We start from the raw sequence: 18,846 nt of genomic DNA on the forward strand, positions 1-18,846 counted from the left end.
GGACGGGGCGGGTGATGGAGCCGTGGCGGGCGGGGCAGGGCGGGCGGGTCTGTCGTAGTCTGACAATCTTGACCCCCCTGCATCACTCCACGTAGGTGTCCGCGCGAAATGGCGGGTGTCACCGGGTGGCCGCGGGAGTGTCGGTGGCGTCCCGGCAGGGGCCGGGCGCCGGACGAGGAGCACGTGGTGTTGAAGGACTGCCCCCACCTCCCCGGGCTGCCGGAGCCGGAGCCCGAGGCGCTGAGCGAGACCTGCCTCGAATGCCTGGCGGTGGGCAGCCACCCGGTGCAGCTGCGCAAGTGCCTCGTGTGCGGCCGGGTGAGCTGCTGCGATTCCTCGCCGTACCGGCACGCCACCGCGCACTTCGACGAGACGGGCCACGCGGTGATGCGCTCGTTCGAGCCGGGCGAGGAATGGCGCTGGTGCTACGTGGACAACTCGCTGGTCTGAACACCTGTCCGAGACCGCCCCGCGCGGACGAGGTCTGAGCGCGAGAGGGCGGGGAAGGTTCGATGGGGTGGGGGCTGGGTACGTCACCCCGGCATCGCGTCGCGCGGATCGAGGGCGCCGCACCGCCCCACCGATCGTGCCCACGGTCTTACGATGAGTGACGCGAGGGCCGGGGGTCCCCGGGACAGGGGGCCCGGGTGCGCGGTAGCGTCACGGCTGAACGACGAGGCATGCGATCCGGGGGTGCACACCCCTGGAGCCCCGAAAGAGCTTGTACCACCTTGGAGGTGAGGGTGTCCCCTATCGCAGGCGAGCCCGGGACCGAGGACTTCGTGGAAGTCCGGCTGCCGGCTGCGGGTGCCTACCTGTCGGTGCTGCGGACGGCGACGGCCGGTCTCGCGGCGCGTTTGGACTTCACCCTCGACGAGATCGAGGATCTGCGGATCGCGGTCGACGAGGCATGCGCGATCCTGCTGCAGCAGGCGGTGCGGGGCTCCGTGCTCCGTTGCGTGTTCCGGCTGATCGGTGAGGCCCTGGAGGTGATCGTCTCGGCGCCGACCACGGACGGACGGGCTCCGGAGCGGGACACCTTCGCGTGGACGGTGCTGTCCGCGCTCGCGGGGAAGGTGGAGTCGTCGGTGTCCGAGGACAAGACGGTGTCCATCTCCCTCTACAAACAGCGTGGTGCCGGACCTGGTCCGGTCTGAGAGGGACGGGGGCGGGCCGGTGCGTGAGAAGAAGCGGGATGCCCGGGACCGTTCGCGCGAGACCGGCGCGGGCGGGACCGGACCGGTCACGCCGGCCGGTCCCCCGCGGACCGGTGGGGCTCCGGGCCCGGCGGGCGGCTCCGGCGCGAAAGCGCCCGGGGCGGGCGACCGCGGACGGGGGAACGAGCGAGGGGGTCTTCCTGACCCCAGGGACGCGGTGGAGCGGGCGGGACGAATGAGCGAGCAGGAGCACCCGCAGGGGGAGCGCACGCCGGACGACGCGGATCGGGCCCCGTCGTCGGCCGGAGAGCCGGTGCACGGCGGGGAGCCGTCGACGGTACGGGGCGAGGCGCCCGCACGGCCCGTACGGGACGAAGCCGCCATCGACGCGGCCCCACCCGTACCCGAGAACACCCCACCGCACGACGACACCGCGCCGGACGCGGACACCGCACCTCACGCGGACACCGCGCCGGACGACGAGCAGGCCGTGCCCGACGAGGCCGCCCCCGGGCGGGCGGGGCACCACCGTGTCCGCAGCGCGCGGGAGAACGAGGACCGCAGCGAGGCGCGGGCGCTCTTCGTCCAGCTGCGGACGCTGGAGCCGGAGTCGGCGGCGTACGCGGAGCTGCGCAACCGGCTCGTACGGATGCACCTGCCGCTCGTGGAGCACCTCGCGCGGCGATTCCGCAATCGCGGGGAGCCGCTCGACGACCTGACGCAGGTCGCGACGATCGGCCTGATCAAGTCGGTGGACCGGTTCGACCCGGAGCGCGGCGTCGAGTTCTCCACCTACGCGACCCCGACCGTCGTCGGCGAGATCAAGCGGCACTTCAGGGACAAGGGCTGGGCGGTACGGGTACCGCGCCGGCTCCAGGAGCTGCGGCTCTCGCTCACCTCCGCGACGGCGGAGCTGTCGCAGCAGCACGGCCGTTCGCCGACCGTGCACGAGCTGGCGCAGCGGCTCTCCATCTCCGAGGAGGAGGTGCTGGAGGGCCTGGAGTCCGCGAACGCCTACAGCACACTCTCGCTCGACGTCCCCGACACCGACGACGAGTCGCCCGCTGTCGCCGACACGCTCGGCGCGGAGGACGAGGCGCTGGAGGGTGTCGAGTACCGGGAGTCGCTCAAGCCGCTCCTGGAGGACCTGCCGCCGCGCGAGAAGCGGATTCTGCTGCTGCGGTTCTTCGGGAACATGACGCAGTCGCAGATCGCGCAGGAGGTCGGCATCTCCCAGATGCACGTCTCGCGCCTGCTCGCCCGCACGCTGGCCCAGCTCCGCGACAAGCTCCTCGTGGAGGAGTGAGCGGAGCGCGGCGCAGGGGTACGGCTGGGGGCGGTCGCCCGACGACCGCCCACGGGACGCCCCGAGGCGGAGAAGACAACCGGAAGCGCGACGGGGCTGGTTGACGGAGGACCGCCGTGGGGCCGCCGCAGGGCCCGGTCGCCGAGGGCCCGGTTGCCCGGAGCCCAGTTCCGTGGGGCCGCCGTGGGGCCCGCCGAGGCGGCGGGGCCCTCACACCTTTCCGATGCCCAGCGTGTTCTCCGTCGGCAGCAGTCCGGAGCCGATCATCGTGAGCCACGGGGTCGCCAGCAGGTCGGTCAGACGGGTCGTGGCCGCGGTGCCGAGCGCCTGCCAGGGAGCTGCGGCGAGGGTGTCGGTGCGGTGTTCGATCTCCGCGCGCAGGGCACGGCCCTGGTCGGTCGCCGTGCCGTCAGGGGTGACGAGGCCGCGGTCCCTCAGGCGGGTCGTCGCCTCCTGCCACGCCGACTCGCTCCAGCCGCGCGAGGCGAAGACCGCGCGGGGCGCCGCCCCGATCGAGGCGAAGGTGACGAGCGTTTCGATACCGTCGAGGCCCGCCGCCACGAGGGCGGCCACGTGGCCGTCGCCCCGGTGCTCGCGCAGGATCGTCGCGGCCTGCCAGAGCTGGAGGTGCGGGGCCTCGGGCCAGGGCAGCGCGCCGTTCGCGGCGGCGAGCGGACGGCCCGCGGCGGCGCCGTGCGTCGTGGTGACGGCGGCCTGCGCCGCGGTACGGGCCAGGCGGGCCGCCTCCGCGAGGTCGGCGCTGTCCACGGCGTCACCGAGCAGGGCCCGCCACGTCCGGTCCACCGCGCGCAGCCGCCCGTCCAGGGCCTCCTCGGGCGTCACGTCCGTCCCGGTCGCGTAGCGCTCGACCATTCCCGGTTCGAAGCTGTGGAAGACGGCGCTCAGGACGGCCGGGGAGACGGCGCCGAGCGGTGCGGCGCGCCAGGCGAAGTAGAGCGGCCAGCGCTCGTCGGTGCCGAGCCCGAGCGCCCCGGCCTCCGCGTAGGACTCGGGGGCGTAGTAGACGACCGCGTGCAGGGGCTCCAGGAGGTGCCAGAGCTGGCGCACCCGGGCGGGTTCCGGCGGGAGGTCGTCCTTCGTGGTGTGCGGTCGCGTCGTCATCTCGTACCCCCGTACGGGCTTGGCATCTTGTCACCGTCAAGATGCCAAGTGGGTGTGGAACTTGTCAATGGCCAGATGGGCCGGGCAGGGTGTCCGCATGAGCCAACGCGAGCAGTACCACCACGGCGATCTGCGGCGGGCGATCATGACGGCCGCCGTCGACACGCTCGCGGAGCAGGGGCCAGAGGCGCTGAGCATGCGGGCGCTCGCGCGGCGGGCAGGGGTCTCGCACGCCGCGCCCGCGCACCACTTCACCGACCGCGCGGGGCTGCTCACCGCCGTGGCGACCGAGGGATACCGGCTGCTCGCCGACGCGCTCGCGGCCGAGGAGGGGCTGCTCGCCCGCGGCGCCGGGTACGTACGGTTCGCGCGCGAGCATCCCGGGCACTTCCGCGTCATGTTCACGCCGGGGCTGCTGCACGAGGACGACGCGGAGCTGAGCACGGAACGCGGGCGACTGGCGGACGTGCTGCGGTCGAGCGTCGCGGAGCGCGGGGGCGGGGAGCACGAGCAGGAGGGACGCCGCCTCGCGGCATGGTCACTCGCGCACGGATTCGCGGCGCTGACCCTCTCGGGCGGCCTGGACGCGGCGCTGGGCGGGCGCGATCCGGTGGAGTGCTTTCGCGCGGTGGCGGCGGGGGTGTTTCCGTAGGGGGCCCGGTGGGGGGCGCTGGAGGCCGTACGGATGCCGCTCGGGGGCGGCGGGAGGGCTGCCCGGGGTCGGCGGGAAGACCGCTGGGGTCCGGCGAAGGACTGCTTAGGACAGTGCGTCGCCCGGTACGCGGCAGGACCCGGGAAGGGCGCCCGCCCAGGTCGCGGCATCGCTCAGGACGCGGCCTCGCTCGGGGGGCGACGCCCCTCAGGTCGCGGCGTCGCTCAGGTCGCGGCGTCGCTCAGGAGGCGGCCTCGCTCGGATCGCGACGCCCCTCAGGTCGCGGCATCACTCAGGACGCAGCATCGCTCAGGTCGCGGCATCGCTCAGGACGCGGCGTCGCTCGGGGCGCGGATGCCGAGAGTCTCGGTGGTCTCCTTGTTGAGGAGGCAGACGAGGCCCGCGATCGAGGCGGCGGCGAGTGCGATGCCGCCCGGGATGAACATGCTGTCGGTCTTGAGCAGCGTCCAGGCGACCGGGAGGCCCATGAGCTGCGTGATGACCGCCGGACCGCGGCTCCAGCGGCGCAGGCGCCACAGGCCGCGCGCGGCGATCCCCGGGATGGCGCCGAGGACGACGAGCATGAGGCCGACCGTCGCCGTGTCGCCCTGGTCGCCGGAGCCGGCCAGGCCCCGGACGAGGATGTAGAGGCCGCCGACGACGAGGGCGAGGGCTTCCAGGACGCAGACGAGGGTGGCGAGGAAGAGACGCCGGGGGCGGTGCGCGGGTTCGGTGGAAGTCTGCTCGCTGCTCACGGTGCCAGGGTAGCGGGGCGGGTGTGGGGGATGCCCCCTAGGGGTGTCCCTTACATGCGGGTTTCTCCCCCTGGGGCCCACAACGCGCAACGCGGCGGCGGAGTTCCCGGCGGTGGGGCGGGGGGGCACAGGGGCTCAGCACAGGGGTTCAACCAGGGCCAAGCCGAACCGCCTCCCTCCTCGCGCCCCCTCCCTCCACGCACCGCCTTCCTCTTCGCACCCCCTCCCTCGCCCCCTCACCCCTCCCCCTCACCCCTCCCCCACCCACCCGCAGGCGTGAGGGTGGGTGCGTGGGGGCGGGGGGCGCTACCGATGGGTACTCTGCCTTTCATGCGTGCTCTTCTCGTGGTCAATCCGGCGGCTACCACCACCAGTGCGCGCACGCGCGACGTGCTGATCCACGCGCTGGCCAGCGAGATGAAGCTGGAGGCCGTGACCACCGAGTACCGGGGGCACGCGCGGGATCTGGCGCGCGAGGCGGCCGAGGCGGAGGACATCGACCTCGTCGTGGCGCTCGGCGGGGACGGCACCGTCAACGAGGTCGTCAACGGGCTGCTGCACGAGGGCCCGGCCCCGGAGGCGCTGCCCGGACTCGCCGTCGTGCCGGGCGGTTCGACGAACGTCTTCGCGCGGGCGCTCGGGCTGCCGAACCACCCGGTGGAGGCGACGGGCGCGATCCTGCACGCGCTGCACGAGCGCTCCGAGCGCACGGTCGGCCTCGGACTCGCCTCCGGGACGCGCGGCAGCGAGGACGAGTCGGTTCCCTCGCGCTGGTTCACCTTCAACGCGGGGCTCGGTTTCGACGCGGGCGTCGTGGGCCGGGTCGAACAGAAGCGGGAACGCGGCAAGCGCTCCACACACGCTCTGTACGTACGGCAGTTGCTCCGCCAGTTCGTGGACGAGCCCTCGCGCCGGGCAGGCCGGATCACGCTGGAGCGGACCGGCGAGGACCCGATCGAGGACCTGGTCCTGTCGATAGTCAGCAACACCAACCCGTGGACCTACCTGGGCAACAAGCCCCTCTACGCCTCCCCCGGAGCCTCCTTCGACACCGGGCTCGACGTGCTCGGCCTGAGCCGGCTCTCGACCGCCGCCGTCACGAAGTACGGGACGCAGTTGCTGAGGTCCTCGCCCGAACGCGGCCCGCAGGGCAGACACGCGGTGTCGCTCCACGACCTCAGTGAGTTCACCTTGCATTCCAAGGTCCCTTTGCCCTTTCAGATGGACGGTGACCACCTGGGGCTCCGGACGAGCGTGACGTTCACAGGCGTTCGCCGTGCACTGCGTGTGATTGTGTGAGTGGAAGCAGGCAAAGACCTTGCACTCGAACGTTTAGAGCACGATCCACCCCATAGAAGTACGGCTGTGACCTAGTCGACACCAAAGAATCAAAAAAAACTTTCCGGAAGGGGTTGTATCCCGCCCGGAGGTTTGGGAATCTCTACTTGGCGATCGGGACGGGCCCCACAAGCGGCCCCCACAGAGAGCCAGAATCCCTCCCTCCCCAGGACCCCGCCAGGGTTAGAACTGGCTGGTCGGCCCTTCCTTCGGGTGGGATTCGTGAAAGCGTTCACATTCACAAGCAACGTGCATGTAATACCAAGGAGAGGTAGCAGCCATGGACTGGCGTCACAACGCCGTTTGCCGCGAGGAAGACCCCGAGCTCTTCTTCCCCATCGGCAACACCGGTCCTGCGCTGCTGCAGATCGAGGAAGCCAAGGCCGTCTGCCGTCGCTGCCCGGTTATCGAGCAGTGTCTGCAGTGGGCGCTTGAGTCCGGCCAGGACTCGGGCGTCTGGGGTGGCCTCAGCGAGGACGAGCGCCGCGCGATGAAGCGCCGCGCCGCTCGCAACCGGGCGCGCAACGCGACCGCCTGAGCAAAGCCCCCCAAGAGCCTGGCGCTTGGCGGCGCGTACAGCGTGTACGCACGTCCCGCCCCCGAGCCGCAGCGCGCAGTTCGCGGTCGACGCCCTTGAGGCGATCACCGCAAGCGGTACCCCACAGCAAGACCCCCATAGCGTGAACGACGAAGGGCCCGGCCCGGTCAGCGACGACCGGCCGGGCCCTTCGTCTTGCCCGCACGGCTCAACCCCCGTGCCGCAGGCCCGCGTACGTCAACCGCGTCCGCCGTACGCCTCCGCGCGAGCCCGTCCGCCGACCCCCGCGCCCCGGGCACGTCCGGGCGAGCGCATACGACAACCCCGTCCCCCGTACGCCTCCGCGCGAGCCTCTACGTCAACCCCCGCGCCCCGTAAGCCCCCGCGCACGCCCGTACGTCAACACCGCTCCCCGCCCCGTCCGTCAACACCACTCCCCCACCGCGCCCCCACTCACGGGTGAACCCACCCGTGGCGCGGGCCCGTTCACGCCTTCTCGCCCTCCACCGGGATGTCCAGGACGACCCGTGTCCCGCGCTCCGGCGCCGGGACCATGTCGAACGTGCCGCCGAGTTCGCCCTCCACGAGGGTGCGGACGATCTGGAGGCCGAGGTTGCCCGAGCGGTGCGGGTCGAAGCCTTCGGGGAGGCCCACGCCGTCGTCCTGCACGGTGATGAGCAGCCGGTGGCCGTCCCGGCCCGTACCGCCGCCGCGCACCGCGCCGACCTCGACCGTGCCCGTGTCGCCCGGGCCGAAGCCGTGCTCCAGGGCGTTCTGGATGACCTCCGTGAGGACCATCGAGAGCGGCGTCGCGACCTCGGCGGCCAGTATCCCGAAACGGCCCGTACGGCGCCCCGTGACGGTGCCCGGGGAGATCTCCGCGACCATCGTGAGCACACGGTCGGCGATCTCGTCGAACTCCACCTGCTCGTCCAGGTTCTGGGACAGCGTCTCGTGGACGATCGCGATGGAGCCGACGCGGCGCACCGCCTCTTCGAGCGCGGCCCGGCCGCTTTCGGAGTCGATGCGGCGGGCCTGGAGACGCAACAGCGCCGCCACCGTCTGGAGATTGTTCTTCACCCGGTGGTGGATTTCCCGGATGGTGGCGTTCTTCGTCATCAACTCCTGTTCGCGGCGGCGCAATTCCGTCACATCTCGGAGCAGGACGAGGGAACCGATGTGCGTGCCTTTGGGTTTGAGCGGAATGGCGCGCATCTGAATGACCGCGTCATTTCCCTCGACCTCGGTCTCGCGCGGCGCCCAGCCGCTCGCGAGTTTCACGAGGGCCTCGTCCACCGGGCCCTTGGAGGGCGCGAGTTCGGCGGTGGCCTGGCCGAGGTGCACGCCGACGAAGTCGGTGGCGAGGCCGAGGCGGTGGTACGCGGAGAGGGCGTTGGGCGAGGCGTACTGGACCATGCCCTCGGCGTCGAGGCGGATGAGCCCGTCACCGACGCGCGGCGAGGCGTCCATGTCGACCTGCTGGTCCGGGAAGGGGAAGGCGCCCGCCGCGATCATCTGCGCGAGGTCGGAGGCGCTCTGGAGATAGCTCAGCTCCAGGCGGCTCGGGGTGCGCACGGTGAGCAGGTTGGTGTTGCGGCCGATGACGCCGAGGACGCGGCCCTCGCGGCGCACGGGGATCGACTCGACGCGGACGGGCACCTCCTCGCGCCACTCCGGGTCGCCCTCGCGCACGATGCGGCCCTCGTCGAGCGCGGCGTCGAGCATGGGGCGGCGGCCACGCGGCACGAGGTGGCCGACCATGTCGTCCTGGTACGAGGTGGGGCCCGTGTTGGGGCGCATCTGCGCGACCGAGACGTACCGCGTGCCGTCCCGGGTCGGGACCCACAGGACGAGGTCGGCGAAGGAGAGGTCGGACAACAGCTGCCACTCCGAGACCAGCAGGTGGAGCCATTCGAGATCGGAGTCGCTGAGCGCCGTGTGCCGGCGTACGAGGTCGTTCATGGAGGGCACCCGGCGAGCGTACCCGGGCCCCGCGCGAACGCGTGCCCCGCTCGGCCCCCAGGGGCCGCGGCGCCGCGAGGGGACCCTCGACCCCTCCGGCACCGCAGCCCGAAGGCGTGCCCGCACGCCCCTGAGGACGCGGGACCGCGAGCCGCCGGGTGTGCGGTGCCCGGTGGCCCTGGGGGAAGTCCGCGCGGTCAGGGCAGAGAGCGCGGTTCCCCCGGTCCGCCCTCCTGTGCGGGGAGAGCGGAAGCCGATTCCGCGCGAGGCGCGGACTAGACCATTTTCAGGGGCGCACCCCGCCGCTGTCCATGCCTGGGCGGGAATTGGCGGGACGGATCACGGGGACGCCGGAGCGGGCGGGCGGCGCGGCACGGGAGAACGCGTCGCCCGCCATCCGGACGACGGGAGACCGTGCCGCTCGCCATCCGGACGCCCCTTCTGCCCCGCGACCCGATCTGATAAATTGGTCTATACCACACGTGTCTCTTTCAGATCGGCAGGCCCCAGCGTGGAAGTTGTCATCGTCCCGGACGCGCAAGCCGGCGGCAGGCTTGTCGCCGACGCGATCGCGCGGCTGCTGCGGCGCAAGCCCGAAGCCCTGCTCGGGGTGGCCACCGGGTCGACGCCGCTGCCCGTCTACCAGGCGCTCACCGGCCTCGTGCGCTCCGGCGACGCGGACGTCTCGCGGGCGCGGATCGCGCAGCTCGACGAGTACGTGGGGCTCCCGGCCGGGCACCCCGAGTCGTACCGCGCCGTCGTCCTGCGCGAGGTCGTCGAGCCGCTCGGGCTCGACCCCTCCGCCTTCCTCGGCCCCGACGGCTCGGCCGCCGACGTGCAGGCCGCCTGCGAGGAGTACGACCGGGCGCTGAAGGACGCGGGCGGCGTCGACCTCCAGCTCCTCGGCATCGGCACGGACGGGCACATCGGCTTCAACGAGCCGTGCTCCTCGCTCGCCTCCCGCACCCGCATCAAGACGCTCACCGAGCAGACCCGGGTCGACAACGCGCGGTTCTTCGACGACGACATCGCGCAGGTCCCGCACCACGTCATCACGCAGGGCATCGGCACGATCCTGGAGGCGCGCCACCTCGTGCTCCTCGCGACGGGCGAGAACAAGGCCGAGGCGGTCGCGCAGTCCGTCGAGGGCCCGGTCGCCTCGCTCGTGCCCGCCTCCGCGCTCCAGCTCCACCCGCACGCGACGGTCGTCGTGGACGAGGCGGCGGCCTCGAAGCTCAAGCTCGCCGGGTACTTCCGCGCGACATGGGCGGCGAAGCCGGACTGGCAGGGCATCTGAGAAGCGGCACCCGTACGCCGAAGGGCCCGGATTCCTCCCCCCGCGGGGAATCCGGGCCCTTCTGCGTACGCGGAGGCCGCTACGCCCCGACGAGCACTTCGGCCGCCGCCTCGCCGCACACGCGTGCCGCCCCGTGCGTGACGATGTAGGGGCTGCCCGCGGGGGTCTCCTGCGGAACGCCCATCTCGACCACTGCCGTGTCCGGGCGCGCCGCGAGCAGGGCGTCGCGCGCCGCGGCCATCCACGGGTGGCGGTGCGCGTCGCGCACGGCGAGGACGAGGCGGCGGTCCCCGGCGGCGCCGAGCACGTCCGCGACGAGCGTGCCGTCCGCCTGCGGCCCGTACGCGTCGCCCGTCGTGCCGGGCAGCCGGCGGGCCAGCGCCTCCGCCGGCCCCCACGGGGTCTCCGTGCCCACGGCGATGTTCGCCTCGTCGCTCAGGAGCGCCACGTACGGCGCGGTGTCCAGCGGCGCGAAGTCGCCGTGGACGCGCACCGCGCGGCGGGCGGCCTCCAGGCCGACGGCGGGGCGCGGCGCGAGGGGCGCGGCGGGGGTGGTGCGGGTCCAGCGGGCCAGCGCGCGGACGCGCTCGGCGGCGTCGGCGAGGCGTTCCTCGGGCAGCGAGCCGTCCCGTACGGCCGCGACGAGCGCGTCGCGCAGCGCGAGGACGGTGCCCTCGTCGTGGAGCCCGCCGCCGACGCAGATGGCGTCGGCCCCGGCGGCGATCGCGAGGACCGTGCCGCGCTCGATGCCGTACGTACCGGCGATCGCGCGCATCTCCATGCCGTCGGTGACGATGAGGCCCTCGTAGCCCAGCTCCTCGCGCAGGAGCCCGGTGAGGATGCGGCGGCTGAGCGTCGCGGGGACCTCGGCGTCGAGCGCGGGGACGACGATGTGGGCGCTCATGACGGCCAGGGTCCCGCCCGCGATCGCGGCGCGGAAGGGGGCGAGTTCACGGGCGCGCAGGACCTCGGCGCTCGCGTCGATGCGGGGCAGCGCGAGGTGCGAGTCGACGTTGGTGTCGCCGTGCCCGGGGAAGTGCTTGACGCAGGCGATGACCCCGGCGGACTGGAGCCCCTCGACGTAGGCGGCGGTGTGCCGGGCGACGAGGGCGGGGTCGGCGCCGAAGGAGCGGACGCCGATGACGGGGTTGTCCGGGTCGGAGTTGACGTCGGCGGAGGGCGCCCAGTTGAAGCGGACGCCGCAGGCGGCGAGGCGGCGGCCGAGTTCGGCGGCGACGGAGCGGGTCAGCTCCGGGTCGTCGACGGTACCGAGCGCGAGGTTGCCGGGGATGAAGGAGCCCGTGTTGACGTCGAGGCGCGTGACGTCGCCGCCCTCCTCGTCGATCGCGACGAGGATGTCCTCGCGCTCGGCGCGGAGCTGGGCGGTGAGCGCGGTGAGTTGTCCGTCCCCGGCGACGTTGCGGCCGAAGAGGCCGACGGAGGCGAGGCCCTCGCCGATGCGGCGCAGCAGCCAGTCGGGGGCCGTGGTGCCGGCGAAGCCGGGCTGGAGGACGGCGAGGGCGTCGCGGGTGAGGGTGTCGGGGGCGCTGGTGAGCGTGGTCATGGGGTGTTATCCCTTCACGGCGCCGTCGGTGAGGCCGGACACGGCCTTGCGCTGGAGGAAGACGAAGAGGACGAGGATCGGCACCGCGAAGAGCGAGGAGGCGGCCATCGTGGCGCCCCAGTCGTCACCGAAGTTGGTCTGGAAGGAGGAGAGCCACAGCGGGAGGGTCTGCGCCTCCTGCTCCTTGTTGAGGACCAGGACGAGCGGGAACTCGTTCCACGCGGTGATGAAGCCGAAGAGCGAGGTGGACATGAGTCCGGGCGCGAGGAGCGGCAGGATCACGCGGCGGAACGCCTGCGGGCGGGTGCAGCCGTCGACCATCGCGGACTCCTCCAGCTCGGCCGGGATCGCCCCGACGAAGCCGCGCAGGGTCAGGAGCGTGAACGGCAGGATCATCACGAGGTAGAAGAGCGTGAGCGGGACGAGGCTGTTGAGCATGTCCGCGTCGCGCACGATCATGTAGATCGCGATGACCATGACTTCCCAGGGCGCCATCTGGGCGATCATGAAGCCGATGACGAAGCCCTTGCGGCCCTTGAAGCGCATCCGGCTCAGGGCGAAGGCCCCGGCGAGCGCGAGGACCAGGGAGCCGACGACGGCGAGAATCGTCACGGTGAGCGAGTTGACGACGAGGTGGCCGAAGTTCTCGGCGTGCACCGCGGTCTTGAAGTGCTCGAAGGTGAAGTCGGTCGGGAACCAGACGGGTGTCTCGCTGATGATGTCCCCGGTCGGCTTGAAGGCCGTCGAGAACATCCAGTAGACGGGGAAGACGAAGCCGATGAACAGCAGGACGGCGACGACGTTGGGCCACACGCGGCCGAAGAGTGAGCGCTTCACAGCTCGTCCTCCCCTTGCTTCAGAACGATCCGGAGGTAGTACGAGGTGAGGCCGAGCAGGATGAGCAGCGTCAGGAAGGAGATCGCGGCGCCCATGCCGAAGTGCTGGTTGCCCATGCCCTCGATGTAGGCGTAGACGGGCAGGATCTCGGTGAGCCGGTCCGGGCCGCCCTGGTTGAAGGCGAAGACCTGGGCGAAGGCCTTGAAGACCCAGATGACTTCGAGGAAGGTCGTGGCGAAGAGGAAGGGCCGCAGGAACGGGAAGGTCACGTTCTTGAAGGACTTCCAGGCCCCGGCGCCGTCGAGCGAGGCGGCCTCGTACAGCTCCTTCGGGATCGTCGTCGTCGCGGCGTAGAGGTTGATCGCGACGAAGGGGATCGACTGCCAGACGATGAGCCAGGTGATCACGAAGAAGGTCGAGAACTGGCTGCTCGTCCAGGAGAAGTCGGCCATCGAGTGCCAGCCGAGCTTGTCGAGCACGTAGTTGACGACGCCGAAGCGCTCGGCGAAGAGCCACTGGTACACGGTGGTCGCCGCGATGACCGGCATCGCCCAGGCGAGGACGAGGCCGATGAGGAGGAAGACGCGCATCCGGCGGCCGAGGCGCGCGAGGAGCAGCCCGATCAGCGAGCCGAGCGCCATGATCAGGATGACGTTGACGCCGGTGAAGAGCACCGAGCGCAGGGTGACGCGCCAGAACTCCTCGCCGCCGAGCACGTCCTGGTAGTTGTGGAAGCCCGTCCACTCGGTCACGCGCTGGATGAACTGGCGCATGTTGAGGTTCTGGAAGGACAGCACCAGGTTCTTGACCAGCGGCCACCCGAGGAGCACCAGCGTCGCCACCACGGCGGGCAGCAGCAGGAGGTACGGGGTCAGGGCCTTGCGCCGCGCGGCCTTCGCCGCTCTGGCCGAGGGGATTTCGGGTCCGCCCCCGGTCTTCACCTTGACCGGTCCCGGGTCCGTGCCCGGGAGCGGGGTCTCCACTGTCATGCTCGCCTTCGCTTTCTGGGCCTGCCGCCCGCGCGCCCGCTCGTGGGGGCCGTCCTGCTCGTACGGGCGTGTCCCGCTCTACGGGTACGGGGGCGGACCGGCGCGGACCGCTCGGGGTCCGGGGGGTCCGGGCTCGTACGTACGCGGCGCCGGGCACGGCCTGGACCCGTACGCGGCGGGGCCGGGGGCCGGGGCGGGGCGCACCGTCCGTGCGGTGTCCCCCGCCCGGCCCCCGGCCGGGGTGCTGCTTACTGCTGCTGCGCGAGGCGCTTGTTGAACTCGGCCTCGACCTGCTTGGCCGCGTCCGCCGGGGACTTCCCCTTGAGGACGGCCGTCATGTAGGTCCTGATCGGGTTCGGGGCGTTCTCGACCGGGGCCCACGCGGGGATGAGCGGCGTGGTGCCACCACCGGCGGCGGCGGGCGCGGCGGCCTGCGCGGCCGGGTTGCCGTCGAGGTTGCTCTCCAAGGAGGTCTTGTTGGGGATGACCCCGCCTTCCTTGGCGAGCTGGCCCTCGAACTTGTCGGAGAGCGCGAGCTTCAGGAACTCCTTGGCGAGGGCCTGCTTCTTGCTGCCCTCGGCGACGGCGAGGTTCGAGCCGCCGAGGAAGACGCCCTCGGGCTTGTCGGCGGTGGCGCCGGGGATCGTGAAGTAACCGATCTCCTTCTCGATCGCCGGGTTCGCCTTGATGGCGATGCCGGCCTCCCAGCCCATGCCGATGAAGGCGCCGGTCTTGCCCTTGGCGAAGACCTCGCCCTGCTGCGGGGTCGCCTCGTCCTTGTCCTTGGGGGCCTTGGAGAGCGCCTGGAACTTCTTGTAGGTCTCCATGGCGGCGGTGATCTTCGGGTCGGCCAGGTTGGAGACGTACTTGTCGCCGTCCTTCTTGACCAGCTCGGCGCCCTCGCCGATGGTGAGGCCGACGAAGTGGTACCAGTTCTGGCCCGGCAGGTAGATCGGCTCGGCCTTGGTCTTCTCGCCGATCTGCTGGAGATCCTTGTAGAACTCGTCCCGCGTCTTCGGGGTGTCGGTGATCCCCGCGTCCTTCCAGATCTTCTTGTTGTAGAGGACGACGCGGTTGGCGACGTACCACGGGGCGGCGTACTGCTTGCCGTCCACGATCGCCGACTTGTTGATCGACTCGGTCCAGTCGGAGCCGACCGAGGACTTGAGGTCACCGAGGTCCGCCAGGCCGCCGCTCTGGGCGTACGAGGGGGTCTGGGTGTTGCCGACCTCGAAGACGTCCGGCGGGTTCGACTCCGAGAGGGCGGTGGTCAGCTTCTGCTGGATGCCGTTCCACTGCTGGATCTCGAACTTGACCTTGGCCTTGGTCTTCTTCTCGAAGGCCGCGGTGAGGTCCTTCTGCCACTGGTCGGGGGCCGAGCCGTCCATGACCCAGACCGTCAGGGACTGGCCCTTGTAGCCGTCCTTGCCCGACGACGCCTTCGACGACGAGTCGTCGTCCGAGCCACACGCCGCGACCGAACCGATCATCACGACAGCGCCGATCGCCGCTATGAGCTTGCGCTTCACGCCACCCTCCTCAGGGATTCCAGCAACCCCCCACCCACAGCGACGGCACACGAAAGGCAGCACTCGCGGGACTGGGACCTGGTCGTTAATGGTGTAGACCAGTACCCCGGAGCTTGGCCTAGACCTTTAGGGGTGTCAAGGGTGTATAAGAGGGGCTGTCCGCTCCGTTATCGGACCGACACCTGCTCGTACGCGAAGGCGGTCCGCGGGGGGCGCGCGGGCAGCGTACCCAGCGAGCCGTGCCACGATGGGCGGCGCCACAAGCACCACCGCACCACAAGCGATACGGCACCACAAGCACCCAGGAGCGGCCGGTCCCCATGACGGCCGCCGAGCCGGAGAGGCGAGCGCGAACAATGGGCACCGACGGGGGCAGGACGCGATCCGGCCCGGACACCAAGGCCGCCGCGACCAAGGCCGGCGCGGGCCCTTCGGCACCCGCGCGCACCGCCCGGGTGCCGAAGTACTACCACCTCAAACGCCACCTCCAGGACATGACGCGCACCCTGCCCCCCGGCAGCCCGGTGCCGCCCGAACGCGCGCTCGCCGCCGAGTTCGACACGTCCCGCACGACCGTGCGCCAGGCGCTCCAGGAACTCGTCGTCGAGGGCCGGCTCGAACGCATCCAGGGCAAGGGCACCTTCGTCGCGAAGCCGAAGGTCTCGCAGGCGCTGCAACTGACCTCGTACACCGAGGACATGCGCGCCCAGGGGCTGGAACCGACGTCCCAGCTCCTGGACATCGGCTACGTCACGGCCGACGAGCGCCTCGCCGGGCTGCTCGACATCGACTCGGGCGGCAGGGTGCTGCGCATCGAGCGGCTGCGCCTCGCGAGCGGGGAGCCGATGGCGATCGAGACGACCCACCTGGCGGCCAAGCGCTTTCCCGCGCTGCGCCGTTCGCTCGTCAAGTACACCTCGCTCTACACCGCGCTCTCCGAGGTCTACGACGTGCGGCTCGCCGAGGCCGAGGAGACGATCGAGACCTCGCTCGCGACCCCGCGCGAGGCGTCCCTGCTCGGCACCGACGTGGGCCTGCCGATGCTGCTGCTCTCGCGGCACTCGGTGGACGGGCGCGGGGAACCGGTGGAGTGGGTGCGCTCCGTCTACCGGGGCGACCGTTACAAGTTCGTGGCCAACCTGCGCCGGCCGTAAGTCCGATACCTCCCGAAGGACAAAAACCCCCGCCCGCGCACACCCCGGACACCCCGGGCGCGGGCGACCGCCCGAACGCGTCCGCTATGCGGTACAGGGGTGTTGCCTGGCCGGTAACTGCCCTACATTTCCGCCGTCGCGTCGCGTGCGGCGACGCGTGCCCGCGCACACCGAGGTGCGCGGGGGAACGAGGGGAGCCGGAACATGGCACGGGACGCGGGAACGACGGCGGAGCCGGGGGGAGGTGACGGGACGCTGCCGGTCGTGACCCCTTTGCGGATCGTGGTCGGGCTCTGTCTCGTCGCGCCCTTCGTGGCGATGCTGTGGGTGGGTTCGTACGCGAAGATCGACCCGACCTTCATCGGGATTCCGTTCTTCTACTGGTACCAGATGCTGTGGGTCTTCATCTCCAGCGGACTGACCTTCCTCGCCTACAAGTTGTGGCAGCACGACCAGCGCGTGCGGCGCGCCCCGCGGGGCGGTGAGGTCAAGTGAAGGACGGCGTCAACGGGATCGCGCTCGCGGTCTTCATCTTCTTCTTCGTCGTCGTCACCGTCATGGGCTTCCTCGCGGCGCGCTGGCGGCGCTCCGGCGTGGAGAGCCTCGACGAATGGGGCCTCGGCGGTCGTTCCTTCGGCACCTGGGTGACCTGGTTCCTGCTCGGCGGCGACCTCTACACCGCGTACACCTTCGTCGCGGTCCCCGCGGCGATCTACGCGGGCGGCGCGGCCGGGTTCTACGCCGTGCCGTACACGATCCTCGTCTACCCGCTCATCTTCACCTTCCTGCCGCGCCTGTGGTCGGTCTCGCACCGGCACGGGTACGTGACGACCTCGGACTTCGTACGGGGCCGCTTCGGCTCCAAGGGACTCTCGCTCGCCGTCGCGCTCACCGGCATCCTCGCCACGATGCCGTACATCGCGCTGCAACTCGTCGGCATCCAGGCCGTCCTGGACGTCATGGGCGTGGGCGGCGGCGACGACACGAACTGGTTTGTCAAGGACCTGCCACTTCTGATCGCTTTCGCCGTACTCGCCGCGTACACGTACTCCTCGGGGCTGCGGGCCCCGGCGCTGATCGCCTTCGTCAAGGACGGGCTGATCTACCTCGTCATCGCGGTCGCGATCATCTACATCCCGATCAAGCTCGGCGGTTTCGACGACATCTTCGCGAAGGCCGGCGACGCGCTCTCGCAGAAGAACCCCGCGACGGGACAGCCGAAGGGCGCGCTCGCGCCCGGCGAGGCCGGGCAGTGGGGGTACGCGACGCTCGCCCTCGGCTCGGCGCTCGCGCTCTTCATGTACCCGCACTCGGTGACGGCGACGCTCTCGTCGAGCAAGCGGAACGTGATCCGGCGCAACACCACGATCCTGCCGCTCTACTCGCTCATGCTGGGGCTGCTCGCGCTCCTCGGCTTCATGGCGATCGCGAGCGGCGTCAAGGTGAGCAACGGCCAGCTCGCGATCCCGCAGCTCTTCGAGAACATGTTCCCGGACTGGTTCGCCGGGGTCGCCTTCGCCGCGATCGGCATCGGCGCGCTCGTCCCGGCGGCGATCATGTCGATCGCCGCGGCGAACCTCTTCACGCGCAACATCTACAAGGACTTCCTGAAGCCGGACGCGACCCCGGCGCAGGAGGCGCGGATCTCCAAGCTCGTCTCGCTGCTCGTGAAGGTCGGCGCGCTGATCTTCGTGCTCGGCATGGACAAGACAGTCGCGATCAACTTCCAGCTCCTCGGCGGCATCTGGATTCTCCAGACGCTCCCCGCGCTCGTCGGCGGCCTCTTCACGCGCTGGTTCCACCGCTGGGCGCTGCTCGCCGGCTGGGCGGCCGGGATGGCGTACGGGACGTGGGCGGCCTGGTCGACGTCCTCGCCGACGCAGGACCACTTCGGGGGCTCGTCGAAGGAGATCCCGGGGCTCGGCGAGATCGGGTACATCGGGATGACGGCCATCGTCCTGAACCTCGTGGTCACGGTCGTGCTCACCTTCGTCCTGCGGGCCTTCAAGGCGCCGGAGGGCGTGGACGAGACGCGGCCCTCGGACTACGTGGCCGACGCGGGCGACCCCGGCGTGAAGCAGGAGCTTCCGCCGGCGGTGCCGGAGACCGCGGGGCACTGACTCCCCGGGCGGGGGTTCGCGCGGGGCTCCGCCCCGGACCCCGCTCCTCGGACTCCCCCAGCCTTCGGCCGGGGGCCGCCGGGAGGGGCTGATTCTTTCAGCCCCTCCCGGCGTTCGTATGCCCCTGACATCTCCTCACTTTGCGCAACCGAAATGCGAACACGCGCACGCCCCGCTCCCCCCGGTAAAAACTCCGCCCCACCTCGCTTGTGGGGTCCCCTCAAGCCATACGATCGACGCCGCCGCCCCCACCGCCCCCCGTCACCCCACCGGGCACAGGACGCCTTGTCGGCACCCCACAACCGTTGACCCGCACGTAACAGTCCCCGCCCCCGACACAACATCTGGGGCCTCCTTTCCCGCCCGCCCCCCAGATGTATGCTCTTCCTCGCTGTCGGCAGGGGAATCCGGTGCGAGTCCGGGACTGTCCCGCAACGGTGTGCGACGCGCCCCGTGGCGTGTTGCGAGTCCGATGACCTGCCGAAAGCGCGCCGCCGTCCCACCCGGGCGCGGTGCCAGACGTCCG

General features: G+C 71.4%; 17 protein-coding genes and 1 riboswitch. Of the genes, 10 read left to right on the top strand and 7 right to left on the bottom strand.

Features of this window, described 5'->3' with window-relative positions; genetic code table 11:
- Nucleotides 1-189: 189 nt before the first annotated feature.
- The 3 genes from STTU_RS09630 (at nucleotide 190) to STTU_RS09640 (ending at nucleotide 2,463) form a co-directional block, all read left to right on the top strand.
- Nucleotides 190-450: a UBP-type zinc finger domain-containing protein gene (locus tag STTU_RS09630; RefSeq protein ID WP_009068642.1), complete on the top strand. Its 261-nt coding sequence runs from the start codon at nucleotides 190-192 to the stop codon at nucleotides 448-450.
- 293 nt (nucleotides 451-743) lie between these two features.
- Entirely contained in the window at nucleotides 744-1,157 is a 414-nt protein-coding gene (locus STTU_RS09635; protein ID WP_009068641.1) for an anti-sigma regulatory factor, read from the top strand.
- Nucleotides 1,158-1,392: 235 nt separating this feature from the next.
- The gene (locus tag STTU_RS09640; RefSeq protein WP_007822199.1) at nucleotides 1,393-2,463 is read left to right on the top strand and encodes an RNA polymerase sigma factor SigF; all 1,071 of its coding nucleotides are present in this window, start codon (nucleotides 1,393-1,395) and stop codon (nucleotides 2,461-2,463) included.
- A 210-nt stretch (nucleotides 2,464-2,673) separates the two neighbouring features.
- Here the strand turns inward: STTU_RS09640 and STTU_RS09645 are convergent, their stop codons facing one another.
- A complete protein-coding gene (locus tag STTU_RS09645; protein WP_007822203.1) occupies nucleotides 2,674-3,585 on the bottom strand; it encodes an SCO6745 family protein in 912 nt (303 codons plus the stop codon).
- 97 nt (nucleotides 3,586-3,682) lie between these two features.
- On the opposite strand from STTU_RS09645, the gene STTU_RS09650 reads away from it, so the two are divergent.
- A complete protein-coding gene (locus tag STTU_RS09650) occupies nucleotides 3,683-4,237 on the top strand; it encodes a TetR/AcrR family transcriptional regulator (RefSeq protein ID WP_007822205.1) in 555 nt (184 codons plus the stop codon).
- A gap of 326 nt (nucleotides 4,238-4,563) precedes the next feature.
- Here STTU_RS09650 and STTU_RS09655 read toward each other — a convergent pair whose 3' ends face one another.
- Complete coding sequence (locus tag STTU_RS09655; RefSeq protein ID WP_043254695.1) at nucleotides 4,564-4,992, bottom strand: hypothetical protein; 429 nt, start codon at nucleotides 4,990-4,992, stop codon at nucleotides 4,564-4,566.
- Between the two features lie 330 nt (nucleotides 4,993-5,322).
- Here STTU_RS09655 and STTU_RS09660 point away from each other — a divergent pair, with 330 nt between their 5' ends.
- Nucleotides 5,323-6,291, top strand: a complete 969-nt coding sequence (locus STTU_RS09660; RefSeq protein ID WP_029397036.1) for a diacylglycerol/lipid kinase family protein — start codon at nucleotides 5,323-5,325, stop codon at nucleotides 6,289-6,291.
- A 319-nt stretch (nucleotides 6,292-6,610) separates the two neighbouring features.
- Nucleotides 6,611-6,868: a WhiB family transcriptional regulator gene (locus tag STTU_RS09665; protein WP_008745686.1), complete on the top strand. Its 258-nt coding sequence runs from the start codon at nucleotides 6,611-6,613 to the stop codon at nucleotides 6,866-6,868.
- 486 nt (nucleotides 6,869-7,354) lie between these two features.
- Here STTU_RS09665 and STTU_RS09670 read toward each other — a convergent pair whose 3' ends face one another.
- Nucleotides 7,355-8,830 carry a sensor histidine kinase gene (locus tag STTU_RS09670; RefSeq protein ID WP_007822211.1) on the bottom strand — a complete coding sequence of 492 codons (1,476 nt, stop codon included), beginning with the start codon at nucleotides 8,828-8,830 and terminating at the stop codon, nucleotides 7,355-7,357.
- Between the two features lie 511 nt (nucleotides 8,831-9,341).
- On the opposite strand from STTU_RS09670, the gene nagB reads away from it, so the two are divergent.
- A complete protein-coding gene (gene nagB / locus STTU_RS09675; protein WP_007822213.1) occupies nucleotides 9,342-10,127 on the top strand; it encodes a glucosamine-6-phosphate deaminase in 786 nt (261 codons plus the stop codon).
- Between the two features lie 79 nt (nucleotides 10,128-10,206).
- Here nagB and STTU_RS09680 read toward each other — a convergent pair whose 3' ends face one another.
- The 4 genes from STTU_RS09680 to STTU_RS09695 form a co-directional block, all read right to left on the bottom strand.
- The gene (locus STTU_RS09680; protein ID WP_007822216.1) at nucleotides 10,207-11,691 is read right to left on the bottom strand and encodes a glycoside hydrolase family 3 protein; all 1,485 of its coding nucleotides are present in this window, start codon (nucleotides 11,689-11,691) and stop codon (nucleotides 10,207-10,209) included.
- A 6-nt stretch (nucleotides 11,692-11,697) separates the two neighbouring features.
- Nucleotides 11,698-12,528, bottom strand: a complete 831-nt coding sequence (locus STTU_RS09685; RefSeq protein ID WP_009068633.1) for a carbohydrate ABC transporter permease — start codon at nucleotides 12,526-12,528, stop codon at nucleotides 11,698-11,700.
- Nucleotides 12,525-13,517, bottom strand: a complete 993-nt coding sequence (locus STTU_RS09690) for a carbohydrate ABC transporter permease (RefSeq protein ID WP_043254698.1) — start codon at nucleotides 13,515-13,517, stop codon at nucleotides 12,525-12,527. Before STTU_RS09690 ends, STTU_RS09685 begins: the two co-directional genes overlap by 4 nt.
- A 248-nt stretch (nucleotides 13,518-13,765) precedes the next feature.
- On the bottom strand, nucleotides 13,766-15,046 hold the full coding sequence (locus tag STTU_RS09695) for an extracellular solute-binding protein (protein ID WP_043254700.1): 1,281 nt from the start codon (nucleotides 15,044-15,046) through the stop codon (nucleotides 13,766-13,768).
- Between the two features lie 356 nt (nucleotides 15,047-15,402).
- Here STTU_RS09695 and STTU_RS09700 point away from each other — a divergent pair, with 356 nt between their 5' ends.
- From STTU_RS09700 to mctP, 3 genes are all read left to right on the top strand, one after another.
- Nucleotides 15,403-16,200: a GntR family transcriptional regulator gene (locus STTU_RS09700; RefSeq protein ID WP_007822221.1), complete on the top strand. Its 798-nt coding sequence runs from the start codon at nucleotides 15,403-15,405 to the stop codon at nucleotides 16,198-16,200.
- 204 nt (nucleotides 16,201-16,404) lie between these two features.
- Nucleotides 16,405-16,695, top strand: a complete 291-nt coding sequence (locus tag STTU_RS09705) for a DUF3311 domain-containing protein (RefSeq protein ID WP_007822222.1) — start codon at nucleotides 16,405-16,407, stop codon at nucleotides 16,693-16,695.
- Nucleotides 16,692-18,320: a monocarboxylate uptake permease MctP gene (gene mctP, locus STTU_RS09710; RefSeq protein WP_043254701.1), complete on the top strand. Its 1,629-nt coding sequence runs from the start codon at nucleotides 16,692-16,694 to the stop codon at nucleotides 18,318-18,320. Before STTU_RS09705 ends, mctP begins: the two co-directional genes overlap by 4 nt.
- 378 nt (nucleotides 18,321-18,698) lie before the next feature.
- Nucleotides 18,699-18,820, top strand: a riboswitch (cobalamin riboswitch).
- Nucleotides 18,821-18,846: the final 26 nt, after the last annotated feature.

Origin of the sequence: Streptomyces sp. Tu6071, from assembly GCF_000213055.1 — a bacterium.
GTDB classification, from domain to species: domain Bacteria; phylum Actinomycetota; class Actinomycetes; order Streptomycetales; family Streptomycetaceae; genus Streptomyces; species Streptomyces evansiae.

Bases quoted from the DNA above. Each gene is read 5' to 3' on its own strand.
- STTU_RS09640 (WP_007822199.1), top strand. From the start codon at position 1,393: ATGAGCGAGCAGGAGCACCCGCAGGGGGAGCGCACGCCGGACGACGCG.
- STTU_RS09645 (WP_007822203.1), bottom strand. From the start codon at position 3,585: ATGACGACGCGACCGCACACCACGAAGGACGACCTCCCGCCGGAACCC.
- STTU_RS09650 (WP_007822205.1), top strand. From the start codon at position 3,683: ATGAGCCAACGCGAGCAGTACCACCACGGCGATCTGCGGCGGGCGATC.
- STTU_RS09660 (WP_029397036.1), top strand. From the start codon at position 5,323: ATGCGTGCTCTTCTCGTGGTCAATCCGGCGGCTACCACCACCAGTGCG.
- STTU_RS09665 (WP_008745686.1), top strand. From the start codon at position 6,611: ATGGACTGGCGTCACAACGCCGTTTGCCGCGAGGAAGACCCCGAGCTC.
- STTU_RS09670 (WP_007822211.1), bottom strand. From the start codon at position 8,830: ATGAACGACCTCGTACGCCGGCACACGGCGCTCAGCGACTCCGATCTC.
- STTU_RS09680 (WP_007822216.1), bottom strand. From the start codon at position 11,691: ATGACCACGCTCACCAGCGCCCCCGACACCCTCACCCGCGACGCCCTC.
- STTU_RS09690 (WP_043254698.1), bottom strand. From the start codon at position 13,517: ATGACAGTGGAGACCCCGCTCCCGGGCACGGACCCGGGACCGGTCAAG.
- STTU_RS09700 (WP_007822221.1), top strand. From the start codon at position 15,403: ATGGGCACCGACGGGGGCAGGACGCGATCCGGCCCGGACACCAAGGCC.
- STTU_RS09705 (WP_007822222.1), top strand. From the start codon at position 16,405: ATGGCACGGGACGCGGGAACGACGGCGGAGCCGGGGGGAGGTGACGGG.